At 69.8% G+C, this 12,251-nt stretch carries 15 protein-coding genes; 7 read left to right on the top strand and 8 right to left on the bottom strand.

The genetic code is table 11. The features are described 5' to 3' along the window. Positions 1-245: 245 nt before the first annotated feature. Complete coding sequence (locus ABZ910_RS17820) at positions 246-590, top strand: hypothetical protein (RefSeq protein ID WP_361365410.1); 345 nt, start codon at positions 246-248, stop codon at positions 588-590. 49 nt (positions 591-639) lie between these two features. Continuing rightward, positions 640-1,605: an LLM class F420-dependent oxidoreductase gene (locus tag ABZ910_RS17815; protein WP_361365407.1), complete on the top strand. Its 966-nt coding sequence runs from the start codon at positions 640-642 to the stop codon at positions 1,603-1,605. A gap of 206 nt (positions 1,606-1,811) precedes the next feature. On the opposite strand, the gene ABZ910_RS17810 is transcribed toward ABZ910_RS17815, so the two are convergent. Beyond that, positions 1,812-1,925, bottom strand: a complete 114-nt coding sequence (locus ABZ910_RS17810; RefSeq protein WP_361365404.1) for an LPFR motif small protein — start codon at positions 1,923-1,925, stop codon at positions 1,812-1,814. Between the two features lie 165 nt (positions 1,926-2,090). Here ABZ910_RS17810 and ABZ910_RS17805 point away from each other — a divergent pair, with 165 nt between their 5' ends. Then, complete coding sequence (locus ABZ910_RS17805; RefSeq protein WP_361365849.1) at positions 2,091-2,552, top strand: SRPBCC family protein; 462 nt, start codon at positions 2,091-2,093, stop codon at positions 2,550-2,552. A gap of 181 nt (positions 2,553-2,733) precedes the next feature. Here the strand turns inward: ABZ910_RS17805 and ABZ910_RS17800 are convergent, their stop codons facing one another. Both ABZ910_RS17800 and ABZ910_RS17795 read right to left on the bottom strand, forming a co-directional pair. Next, positions 2,734-2,955 carry a helix-turn-helix transcriptional regulator gene (locus tag ABZ910_RS17800; RefSeq protein WP_361365401.1) on the bottom strand — a complete coding sequence of 74 codons (222 nt, stop codon included), beginning with the start codon at positions 2,953-2,955 and terminating at the stop codon, positions 2,734-2,736. Next, positions 2,955-3,440: a DUF2975 domain-containing protein gene (locus ABZ910_RS17795; RefSeq protein ID WP_361365846.1), complete on the bottom strand. Its 486-nt coding sequence runs from the start codon at positions 3,438-3,440 to the stop codon at positions 2,955-2,957. The genes ABZ910_RS17800 and ABZ910_RS17795 overlap by 1 nt, the downstream gene beginning before the upstream one ends. A 713-nt stretch (positions 3,441-4,153) precedes the next feature. On the opposite strand from ABZ910_RS17795, the gene ABZ910_RS17790 reads away from it, so the two are divergent. From ABZ910_RS17790 to ABZ910_RS17775, 4 genes are all read left to right on the top strand, one after another. Beyond that, positions 4,154-5,794, top strand: coding sequence for an MFS transporter (locus ABZ910_RS17790; protein WP_361365398.1), 1,641 nt, complete (start codon positions 4,154-4,156; stop codon positions 5,792-5,794). A 131-nt stretch (positions 5,795-5,925) separates the two neighbouring features. Then, positions 5,926-6,123, top strand: coding sequence for a hypothetical protein (locus ABZ910_RS17785; protein WP_361365396.1), 198 nt, complete (start codon positions 5,926-5,928; stop codon positions 6,121-6,123). Positions 6,124-6,143: 20 nt separating this feature from the next. Next, positions 6,144-6,851, top strand: coding sequence for an HdeD family acid-resistance protein (locus tag ABZ910_RS17780; RefSeq protein ID WP_361365393.1), 708 nt, complete (start codon positions 6,144-6,146; stop codon positions 6,849-6,851). Positions 6,852-6,997: 146 nt separating this feature from the next. Next, positions 6,998-7,501: an SHOCT domain-containing protein gene (locus ABZ910_RS17775; RefSeq protein ID WP_361365391.1), complete on the top strand. Its 504-nt coding sequence runs from the start codon at positions 6,998-7,000 to the stop codon at positions 7,499-7,501. Positions 7,502-7,529: 28 nt separating this feature from the next. On the opposite strand, the gene ABZ910_RS17770 is transcribed toward ABZ910_RS17775, so the two are convergent. The 5 genes from ABZ910_RS17770 to ABZ910_RS17750 are packed head-to-tail and all read right to left on the bottom strand — an operon-like array spanning position 7,530 to position 12,168. After that, positions 7,530-8,528 (bottom strand): LacI family DNA-binding transcriptional regulator, encoded by a 999-nt coding sequence (locus ABZ910_RS17770; protein ID WP_361365389.1) that lies wholly within the window; start codon positions 8,526-8,528, stop codon positions 7,530-7,532. A 42-nt stretch (positions 8,529-8,570) separates the two neighbouring features. Next, the gene (locus tag ABZ910_RS17765; RefSeq protein ID WP_361365387.1) at positions 8,571-9,266 is read right to left on the bottom strand and encodes a nucleoside/nucleotide kinase family protein; all 696 of its coding nucleotides are present in this window, start codon (positions 9,264-9,266) and stop codon (positions 8,571-8,573) included. After that, positions 9,263-10,150 (bottom strand): ATP-binding cassette domain-containing protein, encoded by an 888-nt coding sequence (locus ABZ910_RS17760; RefSeq protein WP_361365384.1) that lies wholly within the window; start codon positions 10,148-10,150, stop codon positions 9,263-9,265. Before ABZ910_RS17760 ends, ABZ910_RS17765 begins: the two co-directional genes overlap by 4 nt. Continuing rightward, a complete protein-coding gene (locus ABZ910_RS17755) occupies positions 10,147-11,178 on the bottom strand; it encodes an ABC transporter permease (RefSeq protein ID WP_361365382.1) in 1,032 nt (343 codons plus the stop codon). The genes ABZ910_RS17760 and ABZ910_RS17755 overlap by 4 nt, the downstream gene beginning before the upstream one ends. 3 nt (positions 11,179-11,181) lie before the next feature. Further along, on the bottom strand, positions 11,182-12,168 hold the full coding sequence (locus ABZ910_RS17750; RefSeq protein ID WP_361365379.1) for a substrate-binding domain-containing protein: 987 nt from the start codon (positions 12,166-12,168) through the stop codon (positions 11,182-11,184). Between the last annotated feature and the right edge of the window lie 83 nt (positions 12,169-12,251).

Here is a 12,251-nt window from a genome sequence, read left to right as displayed (position 1 = left end):
CGCCGGGAGGCAGACCCGCGATCGTTGCCGGGCTTCGGCCGCCTGAAAGGACAGGAGATGGGTACGCGTACGGGGGCCGGTGACCGGCCCGTCTGCTGATGACGGGAGTCACCCGCTCACGGCGCGCGACCGTGCCGCACAGTCCGTGCGTCCTCGGTAGCTCGGTGCAGCATGTCGAAATCGCTGACCGGGAATCCGAGCCCTGCTACGGGCATCGCCCCCGCCCCACCCAAGGAGTGCCACCGATGGCCACCGTGTCCCTCACCGGAGCGTCCAAGGAGGACGCCGCCACTGTCTTCGGTGTTCTGCGGACCGTATTTCCCACCGACCGTCCTGCCGACGACGTGCCCAAGGAGCAGCCCGGCGATCACTCGACCGTGTGGAGCGTGGAGTTCGAGCCGACGCAGGAGTGGAGCGCGCCCGATCCGGTCTCCTTGGAGGGATCGGTCTCCGCCACCCTGCAGGGCGACTACATCACTGTCGATCAATTGTTCGAGGCCCTGAGCGCCGCGTTCGCCGTACACCAGCGGGGCGCGGCGTCGGGAGACCAGGAGAAGGAGGTCGACCTGCGGCTCGGGACGAAGGGGTGACAGGCGGGCGACCGTACGCGTGTGGTCGAACCACGAGGAGATGAGCGGCATGGTGCAGATCGGATACACGATGATGACCGAGCAGGCCGGTCCGCGGGAGCTGGTGGGCCATGTGGTGCGCGCCGAGCGTGCCGGCTTCGACTTCTCGGTCACGTCCGACCACTACTTTCCCTGGTTGGAGTCCCAGGGCCATGCACCCTACGCGTGGAGTGTGCTGGGTGCCGCCGCACAGGCCACCGAACGCGTTCCTCTGATGACGTACGTGACGTGCCCGACGACCCGCTACAACCCGACGGTCGTCGCCCAGAAGGCCGCCACGATGCAGCTTCTTTCCCAGGGGCGGTTCCGGCTGGGGCTGGGCTCCGGGGAAAACCTCAACGAGCATGTGATGGGCGGGGGTTGGCCCGCTGCGCACATCCGGCTGGAGAAGCTGGAGGAGGCCGTAGAGGTCATCCGCTCGCTCTTCACAGGACGGAATGTCAACCACCACGGTGTTCACTTCGACGTGGCGAACGCCATGTTGTGGGATCTGCCTGACGTGCCCCCGCCGATCGGTGTCGCCGTCTCGGGTGACCGCTCGTGTGAACTCGCCGGTCACCTCGCGGATTTGATGATCGCCACGGAACCCAGGCCGGAACTGATCTCCGCCTTCGAGCGCCACGGCGGCGCGGGCAAGCCGAAGGTCGGCCAGCTGCCCGTCTGTTACGACACCGACCGCGACGCGGCTATCGCCCGCGCCCACGAGCAGTTCCGCTGGTTCGGCGGCGGCTGGCCGGTCAACTCCGAACTGCCCGGACCCGCCGCGTTCGCGCGTGCCACCGAGTTCGTACGGCCCGGGGATGTGGCCGAGTCCATTCCCTGCGGCCACGACGTGCAGGCGGTGGTCGAGGCCGTACGCCCCTATGTCGACGCAGGGTTCACCGAGGTCGCGCTCGTCCAGATCGGCGGCGACCACCAGGAGCCGTATCTGGAATGGGCCGAGCAGAAGCTGCTGCCCGCCCTCCGCGAACTGTGAGAGGGCGAGGGCACCCGAGGCATCGACATCATGAGCGCTCCCCAACTGCCGGCAGCACGCCGTGCGTTGTCCTGCGAGCGCCCCTCACGCGTACGGTGAGGACGTCCGGCTCGCCTCCGCCTCCTCCAAGAGCCCCACCGCCGGGGCTTCGAAGGCGTGCACGACGATCTGCGAGCGGGACCCCGGTCTACCGGCCCTCCCCGTCGTCAGGTGCGTGACGCTCCGCCGAAGAGCCTGGCGAGCGCCCTGAACGGCAGGGACACCACGTCGGCGAGCGTGCTGCCGACGGCGTGGAATACATCGCCGATGGCACGGAACATGGCAAGCCTCCTCAGGTCGTTTGCCGGTACTGGCCCACGAGTACCCGCGGGCGTCGGCGTCAACTCGGCGAAGGCCCGCGAGTGTCTCAGCGTCACGGGGTACTCGCACGGGGCGACTGCGCCAAGCAGTGGGATGTGACCACCTCAGGAGAAGGAGAGATGACCATGGGCATGGTGAGGGAATCGGTCGAGGTCGAGGTTCCGCTTCGGGCCGCGTACAACCAGTGGACCCAGTTCGAGGAGTTTCCGAACTTCATGGAGGGCGTGGAGGAGGTCGAGCAGATCGACGACAGCCACAACCACTGGACCACCAAGATCGCGGGCGTACGGCGGGACTTCGACACCGAGATCGTGGACCAGCTCGCGGACGACAGGATCACCTGGCGGACGATCAGCGGTGACACCCGGCAGAGCGGCACCGTCCTCTTCGAGAGCCTGGGCGACAACCGTACCCGCGTGGAGCTCGTCATGGACGTCGAGCCGAGTGGCCCGGCGGAGACGCTGGCCGACTGGATCGGAACCTTCGACCGCCGCGTCAAGGGCGACATGCGGCGCTTCAAGGAGTTCATCGAGGCGCGCGGCGGCCATGAGTCGGGTTCGTGGCGCGGCCGGATCACTCCGGGCTGAGCGCCGCCACGCTGCCTCACTCGCCCCGTCGGCCTCTGGCCGCTCGATGGTGACCAGAGGCCCGGCCGGGCACGCCGCCGGGTCGACGCGGGTCTCCAGCAGAGGCTGGAAGCAGGTGACCTCGTTGGTCTAGTTGGCCAAAGGCGGGCGGGATCGGCGATGACGCGTCGGCAGGCACGGTTCATTCGCCCACGGTGTCCTCGGCCTCCCAGCGCAGCAGGTCACCCGGCTGGCACTTGAGCACCTCGCAGAGCGCGGCGAGCGTCGCGAAGCGCACCGCCTTGGCGCGGCCGTTCTTGAGTACCGCCAGATTGGCGGGAGTGATCCCTACGCGGTCCGCGAGCTCGCCCACGGACATCTTCCGCCTGGCCAGCATCACGTCGATGTCGACGGTGATCGTCATCAGATCACCTCGTCCAACTCGGCCTGCATCTGCGCCGCTTCGGCCTCGCGCGCGACGGCCTGGGCGAGCAGCATCCGCAGTACGAGCACGATAAGGGCGACCCCCAGGATGGCCACGCCGATCCCGCCCATGATCACGGTGACGCCCGGGTCGTCCCGCTGGCCCGGTGCATTGAGGGCCGTGACCGCGAACCACACGAGGGCAGCCGCCACGATCGCGCCGATCACGCCGTCCACGTACCGGAAGGCGGCGTGGGAGAACACGGTCCCGCGTCGCACCATCGTCACCAGTCGCCATACGCAGACCAGGGCGACCTGGGCCGACACCATGCCCAGGATCGTGATCACACGCAGCGGGGTCAGCGGGAGCGACCCGTCCTCCGGATCGGTGGCCAACGCCCACACCATCAACGCCTGTACGAACACGGTGCCGGCGAGCACCACCACGAGCACAGCGCGCAGCGCACCCACGGTCAGCTTTCCCATGTCCCACCCCTCCATCGAGTTACGATGGGAATCTATCGACTTTCGATAGGTGAAGCAAGGGTCGGGGCGGAGGGTGGGCGGCGGCCCCCAGGAGTTCCGCCGCTCTACCTTCGTGATCCGGAGAAGGTGCACGGCTCCGGCGATCCAGCCTGCGAACAGCAGCCCAGACGCGGACTCAAGCATGGCGACGTAGCGGTCCCCTTCTGCGATCAACTCGGCGAGGTAAATCCCCGCGTCAAAGCTCCCCAGCACGAAGAGACAGACCGAGGCGCTGCCAAGCGATCCCCATGCCTTGCCGGTTCTTGCTTCCGCCTGAACACTCTGCATGCCGCTCATGATGAGTGTGGTCAGGTCGCATGGCTATATCCCCATAGCTGTCGTGGCGATGGGACGACGCCGGCACTCGCTCACACGGCAGTGGAGTCTCAATGGGCGTCGCAAGCACCGGTAAATCGGAACTCCCCAGATTCCCCCCCGGGCTGATCGTGATCGACTCCCGGCGCGGTGCGCCGGGCACGCGTGCTGCGGTTGCTGTGACCTGTTCACGGCTTCGCCGGTCCGTGGACATGGCCGCGCGGTAGCAGGCTCGCCCGTGGCGGGTGAGGCACCGGGCGGGCCTCTGAGCTGCGATGGAGGTGGCAGCCGGTCGGTGGCGGTTGCTGTCGGGCGCCGCCTTCTCTGGCGTCCCGGGCCGACTCGGCGAGGTGGACGACGTGAAACGCTGGCGCGCGCTGTTCGTGCTGGGAACGGCCCAGTTCCTGATGGTCCTGGACACCTCCGTCATGAACGTCTCCATCAGCCAGTTGGTCGACGACTTCGACACCGAGGTCACCGCCATCCAGGCCGTCATCACGCTCTACGCCCTGGTCATGGCCGCCTTCATGATCATCGGTGGCAGGTTCGGGGACATCCTGGGACGCCGTCGCCTGTTCTTCGCCGGCCTCGCCGTGTACGGCACCGGATCCGCCCTGACCGCCGTGGCCCCCACCCTCTGGGTCCTCGCACTGGGCTGGTCGGTCATCGAGGGCCTTGGCGCCGCCATGGTGCTGCCTGCCATGGCCGCCCTCGTCGCGGCGTCCTACCGCGGGCGCGACAGGGCCGTCGCCTATGGCGTCATCGGCGGCCTCGCCGGCGCGGGGATCGCGGTCGGCCCGCTGCTGGGCGGCTGGGTGACGACGTACCTCACCTGGCGACTGGTGTTCGCCGGAGAGGTCGTGGTCGTCGTGGTCGTGCTCTGCTGCCACGGGGTGATCACCGAGCCCGCCCGCACCGGCCGGCGCCCGCGGCTCGACCTCGTCGGCGCCGTCCTCTCGGCGGCCGGGCTGGCGTTGGGCGTGCTGGGGGTGCTGCAGAGCAGTTCCTGGGGCTGGGTGCAGCCCCGGAACCCGCCCTTCACCGTCCTGGGTTTCGCCCCGACGCTGTTCGTCATCGGCGCCGGAGTGGCCGTACTGGCCGCCTTCGCCCACTGGGAACGGCGGTGCGACGCCCGCGGTGCCGATCCGCTGCTCCACCTGTCGCTGCTGCGCAGGCCCGTACTGCGCTCCGGTCTGCTGACGCTGCTGAGCCAGAACCTCATCCTGCTGGGGCTGTTCTTCACCATCCCGCTGTACCTGCAAGTGGTGCAGGGCTTCGACGCGTTCCAGACGGGACTGCGCCTGCTCCCGGTGTCCGCCACCATGCTCGCGACCTCGCTGTGCGCCTCACCCCTGTCTCGGATCGCGGGACCGCGCCTGGTGATCCGGCTGGCGCTGACGACGCTGGCGGCGGCCATCGTCTGGCTGCTGGCCACCATCGACCCGGTCATCGACGACACGCAGTTCGCCTGGGCGATGGCCCTGCTGGGCGTGGGGATGGGCCTGCTCGCCTCGCAACTGGGGAACGTCGTCCAGTCCGGCGTCACGGAGGAGGAACGCAGCGAGGTCGGCGGCCTGCAGTTCACGGCGCAGAACCTCGGCTCCGCGCTGGGGACCGCCCTCATCGGTTCGATCCTCATCGGCGCCCTCGCCCACGCCTTCACCACACACATCGAGGCGAACCCGCGGGTGTCGGACGAAGCCCGCCGGCAGACCTCTGTCGCACTCGAAGCCGGGGTCAGCTTCGTCGCCACCGAACAGGTGCGCTCGGCGGCCGAACAGGCCGGGCTGCCGCCCTCCGAGGTGGACGCGCTCACGGATTCGTACGCGTCGGCCCAGCTGGACGGCCTGCGCGCGGCGATCCTCGCCACCGGGGGCATCACGCTCGCCGGCTTCCTGGTCACACCGCATCTGCCGACCGGTCGGCCCGGCCGATCCGGTCACGCGGACCGCCCCGGCCGCGACGCTTCGGACGACGACGCCCTCGGCTCCGCCGGCTGACCCGAGGGCCTTTCTTCCGGATCGGAGCCGTATCACCTGCGCCGGGTGATGCCGGGCGGCGCGCCGAGGCGGACCATGAGGGAGAAGGGCGCCGTTCGCCTGCCCCCAGGCCGCACGCGGGAGAGCAGTTCATGCGCTACGAGATCCGCGTCGAAGGACACATGTCGGAGACGCTGACCCGAGCCTTCCCCGAGCTGGACCATGTGGTGATGTCCGGTCAGACCGTCCTGTACGGCCCCGTGGTCGACGAAGCCCACCTGTACGCCCTGCTCGCCCGCTGTCAGTCACTGGGCCTGCGTGTGGTGGAGATGCGCCCGTTTCCCGAGTGAGGGGGATGCGAGGAGGAGCCATGACAGCGTCGCGTGACACGGAACCGCCCACCGGACCGGAACACAGGCAGGCCGGGGCGCCACTCGGGCCGATGGCGGCCCCCGCGGACCTGCTGCCGGGCATCGGTGGTTCGTGGCTGTGGATCCTGGGCTCGGCGATCTCCGCGCTGGTACCGGGCATCCTGATCCTGGTCTGGCCCGACGAGACCCTGCACGTGCTGGCCGTTCTCATCGGCCTCTACCTGCTCGTGGCCGGAGGCTTCCGCTTCGCGGCCACCTTCTCGCGGGACGCCCGCGGCGACCGGTTCCCCCGTCTGCTCGTCTCCGTGCTGTTCGTCCTGGCCGGGGTGCTGTGCCTGCGTCACCCGATGCAGACCATCGCCGCGCTCTCGCTCATCGTCGGGGTGGTCTGGATCCTGTCCGGCATGGCGACCGCCTACACGGCCCTCACGACCAAGGACATGCCGCATCGCGGCTTCGTCATCGGCGCCTCGTTCCTCGCCATCGTCGCGGGGATCGTGGTGCTGGCGCTGCCCAGCGAGTCGGCTCGGGCCCTGACCCGGCTGCTCGGCCTGTGGCTCGTGCTGCTCGGCGTGGCCGAGACGATCCTCGCACTCGCCTGGCGAGGAGCGCTGCGCAGCGCGGGCCTTGAGGGTGCGGGGGATTCGGGCGCACGAGATGCGGGTGCGCGCGATGCGGGTGCACGCGATCCGTCCGTGCCGGAGTGAGACCCGAGTGAGACCGGCCCCCGCCGGAGCAGACCCGATCACCCGCCAGGGGTGAAGCGGAGCCGTCCATGCCGTGGTCATGCTGAAAGCGGCACAGATCTCCTGCCGGGCGAAAGCCCGGAACGGAGGAGAGACGGAGGAGAGACATGAGTGCGCCGATGTATCTCGCGTACGACTATCCGCTGCTGAGCGCCTTCTGGACCATGCTGTGGTTCTTCCTGTGGATCATGTGGTTCATCCTGCTCTTCCGGATCATCTTCGACATCTTCCGGGACGACACCCTGGGTGGCTGGGCCAAGGCCGGGTGGCTGCTGTTCGTGATCCTCCTGCCGTTCCTCGGCGTCTTCGTGTACCTCATCGCCCGCGGCAAGGGCATGGGCAGCCGGGAGGTCGAGCAGGCGCGCGCCCAGCAGTCGGCCTTCGACGCGTACGTCCGGGAGACCGCGGGCCCGACCGGCCGCAGCAGTGTCGACGAACTCGCCAAGCTGTCCGAGATCCGCGCACGCGGAGACATCACGGAGGAAGAGTTCCGCAAGGCGAAGGAAATGGTCCTGAGCGGCCAGAGCCCGTCGGCCGCCTCCGGCTCCGCAGGGCCCGCTTCGGGCACCCCCGGATCCTCCGCGCCCGGTTCCGGCACCCCCCGGAAGTGATTGGACCGGACGGGACGAAGCGAGAGCGTCAGTCCGCGGAAGCGGAGCAGCCGCACGAATCCCGGTGCATGAAGGCGGGGTTGATGGCGACCCTGCGCGGGGGAAGCGACGGGGTGGCGATGCGGGACAGCGCCATCGACACCGCCTGCTCGCCGATGGACAGCGCGGGCTGGGCGATCGCGGTCAGCCGCGGATGGAAGAGGTCCGCCCACTCGAAGTCGTCGAAGGACACCAGGGCCATGTCCTCGGGAACGCGGAGACCGGCGTCGCGCAGCGCCCGCATCGCGCCGATGGTCATCCGGTTGTTGCCGGCGACCAGTGCCGTCGGCGGTGCGGGCAGGGACAGCAACCGGACGACGGCCGCCGACGCTCCCTCCTCGCTGGAGTCGCCGCAGGACTCGTAACGGGGGTCGGCGTCGATGCCGTTGCGGCGCAGGCCCCGCCGATAGCCGTCCGTTCGCTCGGCCGTGGTCGTGAGGCCCTCGCGGCCGGTGATCATGGCGATGCGGGTGTGCCCGATGGACGCCAGGTGGTCGACGAGGGCGGCCGTGGGCTCGGTGTTCTCGACGGCCACCTGGTCGACGGCGGCCGGAACGAAGCGGTCGATGACGACGACGGGGACATCGACCCGGCCGGCATAGCTGAGCGCCTGCGCCCCGTCGCCGGACGGAGCGAGGAGGACGGCGCTGACCCTTCGGCGCAGCAGTTCGCCGACGGCCTTGATCTCCGCGTCCCGCTCGTCGTGGGTGTCCGCGAGCACGAGGGAGTACCCCGCGGCCGAGGCGTGCCGGTCGATGCCGTGGACGACATTGCTGAAGTACGGGTTGGACAGGGCGGACATGGCCAGTCCGATGGTGCCGTACCCGGTGTTCTCCAGGGCGCGGGCGACCGGGTCCGGCACGTACCCGGTCTCGGCGACGGCGTCGAGGACTCCGCGCACCGTGGCGGGGGCAACGGGCCGGGTCTTGTTGAGCACATGGGAGACCGTGGACACGGACACGCCCGCCCGGCGCGCGACGTCCGACATGGTCGGCCTCTGTCGGGGTGCTCTGCCTGGCATGGCCGGAGCCTATCCGACCTCGCGGAGCGCCAGATCGGCACGTGAGGCGGTGCCGCGGATCAGTGCGCTGGTGTCCTCGTCGACGCCGCCGGCCTTCGCATGGGCCGCCTCGGGCGTGAAGCCGTACCGGATGTAGCGGCGGGCGAGCCGCTCGCGCCGGGCCCCCGCCGCGGCGTCCAGGAACCAGGTCTCGTCCAACTGCCCCTTCACATGCCGCCACGAACCCTGCGTGGAGAGCAGGAAGTTGCCGTCGACGATGACCAGACGGTGCCGCGCGGCGACCTCGATCGCGCCGGCCACGGGATCCTCCAGCTCGCGCGTGAACTCCGGCCACCACACGCTGTTGTCCGTCTCGAGACGGGTACGGCGCAGGAGCGCGAGGAAGCCGTCGGCGTCGAAGGTGTCGATGGTGCCCTTGCGGGCGGCCTGCCCCCGGGCTTCGATGACCTTCTGGGCCAGGTGGAAGCCGTCCATGGAGACCGCGACGGCGAGCCCGGGCCGCTCGTCCTCCAGGCGCGCCCACAGCTGTTCGGCGAGGGTCGACTTGCCCGCCCCGGGCTCTCCGACGATGCCGAGCAGCGCGCGCCGGGCCCCGGCCAGGCGCAGGGCCCGTGCGACGAGGGCGTCCATGGACGGGTGCCCGTAGAGCGACGTGCGGCACGGATCGCCCGTGGTGGCAGGGCGGTTGTCGCCCGTGATCGTCATTCAGCAGGCTCCGACGTGTGGTGGGGCGCGGTCCCGTCCGAGGGCATGGGCTGGGTGACGCTCTGCAGGAGGGTGCCGTCGTCGCCCATCCGCAGCGCGCCGGTCATCAGGCCCACCACGTCGGTCATCGTGCACGCATCGGGCGTGACCACGGCGGTCCGGCTGCCGAGGCGGTGGACGTGGATACGGTCGGCGATGTCGAAGACCTGGGGCATGTCATGGCTGATGAGGACGACCGGGACGCCGCGGTCGCGGATCCGGGCGATGAGGTTGAGGACCTGGCGCGACTCCCGCACGCCGAGTGCCGCGGTCGGCTCGTCCAGGATGATCAGGCGGGTGCCGAACATGGCGGCGCGCGCCACGGCCACGGCCTGGCGCTGGCCGCCGGACAGCGTCCCGACGAGCTGGGTGATGTCCTGGACGGTGGCGATGCCGAGCCGGTCCAGCTGTTCGGCGGCCAGCGTGCGCATCTTCTTGTGGTCGAGCATGCGCAGCGTCGAGCCCAGAAACCCCTCACGGCGCAGGGGGCGCCCGAGGAAGAGGTTGGCGGCGATGTCCATCTGCGGGGCGACGGCCAGGGTCTGGTAGACCGTCTCGATCCCGGCGGCGCGTGCGTCGCGCGGGCCGTGGAAGTGCACGGGGCGGCCGCCCAGTTCGATGGTTCCGGCGTCCGGGACGAGGGCTCCGGTGAGGGCCTTGATGAGGCTCGACTTGCCGGCGCCGTTGTCGCCGACGACGGCGAGGACCTCACCGGCGCGGATCTCGAAGTCGGACTCGCGGATGGCCACGACGTTGCCGTACCGCTTGACGAGGCCCGTCGCCCGCATCACCACGTCGCCGGTGGCCGCGTCCGCGGCTCCGGCGGAAGTCTGCGGCTCGGTCATACGGCCCTCCTGCGGACGACGCGGTCGACGGCGACGGCGGCGATGACGAGAATGCCGGTGGCGACCTGCTGGTAGAGGCTGTCGATGCCGGCCTGGGTCAGGCCGTTGGCCAGGACCGTGACGACCAGGGCGCCCAGCACGGTTCCGGGGACGCCGCCTCGTCCGCCGAAGAGGCTGGTGCCGCCGATCACCACGGCGGTGATGCTGTCCAGATTGCCGGTCTGGAAGGCGTTGGGGTCGGCGTTGGGGATGCGGCCGAGGGCCTGCCAGGCGCCGATCGCGTAGACGAATCCGGCCAGCACGTACACGCTCAGCAGGGTGCGGCGGGTGTTGATGCCGGTCAGCCGGGCGGCCTCCTCGTCGTCGCCGACGGCGTACACGTCGCGCCCCCAGGAGGTCTGGGTGAGCAGGAACCACAGGACGGCCCCGAGGACGAGCATGACGCCCATGCCGTAGGTGACTTCGATCCGGCCGAACAGGTAAGAGCGGGTGCCCAGGAAGGTCAGGACACCGGAGGGCGCGGAGAAGCTCTCGCCGCCGGCGAACAGCTGGCTCGTCGCCGTCAGCACACTGAGCACGCCGAGCGTGACGATGAACGGAGGCAGCCGCAGCCGGGTCACCAGGGCGCCCGCCACGCCCCCGGCGGCCGTGCACAGCAGGATGCCGACCAGGAGAGCCGCGCCCCCGGGCAGCGTGTGCTGCCCGAGGCGCGCGATGACGAGCGTGCCCAGCACCATGACGGCCGCGTTGGCCAGGTCGATGCCGGCCGTCAGGATGACGAGGGTCTGGCCCAGCGCGAGGGTGCCGATCACCAGGAACTGCTCGACGATCAGCGACCCGTTGTCGATGGTGAAGAACGTGTCGGTGGTCAGCGCGAACACGATCACGGCGATGACCAGCGCGGCCAGCGGGCCCGCCGCCGTGTTGCCCAGCGCGCGGACGAGAGCGCGTACGACGGCGGACGCGAGCGGCGGCCGCGTGGCGGCGGCCTCGGAAGCCGACGCGGGAGGCGTGTGCGTGGCGGTCACGGATCAGCCCCAGCAGTTCTTCAGGCCCCAGGCGGTGTCCTTGGACGGGAGGCCGGACATCGGCTTGTCGGTGATCAGTTGGGAGGGGGTCTCGATGAATCCCGTCGGCTTCTTCTTGTCGCCCTTGGCGTAGTCGACGACGGCGTCGACGCCCAACTGGGCCATCTTCTTGGGGAACTGCATGACGGTGGCGGCGAACTTCCCGCTCGCCACGTTGCGTACGCCCGCGCACGAGCCGTCGATGGAGCCGATCACCACGCCCTTCTTGCCGCCCAGGGCCTCGGACGCACCGGCGGCCGCGGGCTCGTTGAGTGTGTACACGGCGTTCACGTCGCGGTCGCGCTGGTAGAGGTTCTCCATCGCGGTCTGCGCCTTGGTCTGGTCGCCGTTGGTGACGGCCGTGCCCTTGATCTGGGGGGAGCCGTCCTTGAGCCCGAAGCCCTCCAGGAAGCCCGAGTGGCGTTGGGTGTTGACGGTGGAGCCCGGTGTGCCGTCCAGCATGACGACAGCGGGCTTCTTGTTCCCCAGGGCGCGCCGGACGTACGTGCCCTGCTTGACGCCGGCCGCCTTGTTGTCGGTGGCGATGGTCGCGTCCACGGCGTTCGCCGGATCGGTCGCGGTGTCCAGCGCGATCACGACGATGCCCTTGGCACGCGCCGCCTTGATGGCCCCGAGGACGCCGCTGGAGTTGCTCGGGGTGATCAGGATGCCCTTGACGTTCTGCGCGATCAGGTTGTTGATCGCGTCGACCTGTCCTTGGTTGTCGCCGTCGAACTTGCCCGCGAGGGCGATCAGTTGAGCTCCTCGCTTGTCCGCCTCGGACTTCGCCGAGTCGCGCAGCTTGACGAAGTAGGGGTTGCTGTTCGTCTTGGTGACCAGACCGACCCTGACCTTGCCGCCGGACTGCGCATCGCCGCCCGATCCGCCGCTTTTGGTCGACGTACATCCGGTGACCAGCAGGGTGAGGCCCGTCACGGTGATGACGGACACTCTGACAGGGAAACGCAGACGGCCCACGATCTGCCCCTTTCCTCGGCTCGCCTCGGCACAGGTCGCCCTCGACCTGCTTGGGT

This window comes from Streptomyces sp. NPDC046805, assembly GCF_040645355.1.
In the GTDB taxonomy this organism is placed as follows: Bacteria; Actinomycetota; Actinomycetes; order Streptomycetales; family Streptomycetaceae; genus Streptomyces.
The sequence above is the reverse complement of the archived record's forward strand: the minus strand, read 5'-3'. Positions and strand labels throughout refer to the sequence as shown.

Excerpts from the sequence above, each read along its gene's own strand:
- ABZ910_RS17820 (WP_361365410.1), top strand. The coding sequence starts at position 246 with ATGGCCACCGTGTCCCTCACCGGAGCGTCCAAGGAGGACGCCGCCACT.
- ABZ910_RS17815 (WP_361365407.1), top strand. The coding sequence starts at position 640 with ATGGTGCAGATCGGATACACGATGATGACCGAGCAGGCCGGTCCGCGG.
- ABZ910_RS17810 (WP_361365404.1), bottom strand. The coding sequence starts at position 1,925 with ATGTTCCGTGCCATCGGCGATGTATTCCACGCCGTCGGCAGCACGCTC.
- ABZ910_RS17805 (WP_361365849.1), top strand. The coding sequence starts at position 2,091 with ATGGGCATGGTGAGGGAATCGGTCGAGGTCGAGGTTCCGCTTCGGGCC.
- ABZ910_RS17800 (WP_361365401.1), bottom strand. The coding sequence starts at position 2,955 with ATGACGATCACCGTCGACATCGACGTGATGCTGGCCAGGCGGAAGATG.
- ABZ910_RS17795 (WP_361365846.1), bottom strand. The coding sequence starts at position 3,440 with ATGGGAAAGCTGACCGTGGGTGCGCTGCGCGCTGTGCTCGTGGTGGTG.
- ABZ910_RS17785 (WP_361365396.1), top strand. The coding sequence starts at position 5,926 with ATGCGCTACGAGATCCGCGTCGAAGGACACATGTCGGAGACGCTGACC.
- ABZ910_RS17780 (WP_361365393.1), top strand. The coding sequence starts at position 6,144 with ATGACAGCGTCGCGTGACACGGAACCGCCCACCGGACCGGAACACAGG.
- ABZ910_RS17775 (WP_361365391.1), top strand. The coding sequence starts at position 6,998 with ATGAGTGCGCCGATGTATCTCGCGTACGACTATCCGCTGCTGAGCGCC.
- ABZ910_RS17770 (WP_361365389.1), bottom strand. The coding sequence starts at position 8,528 with ATGTCGGACGTCGCGCGCCGGGCGGGCGTGTCCGTGTCCACGGTCTCC.
- ABZ910_RS17765 (WP_361365387.1), bottom strand. The coding sequence starts at position 9,266 with ATGACGATCACGGGCGACAACCGCCCTGCCACCACGGGCGATCCGTGC.
- ABZ910_RS17760 (WP_361365384.1), bottom strand. The coding sequence starts at position 10,150 with ATGACCGAGCCGCAGACTTCCGCCGGAGCCGCGGACGCGGCCACCGGC.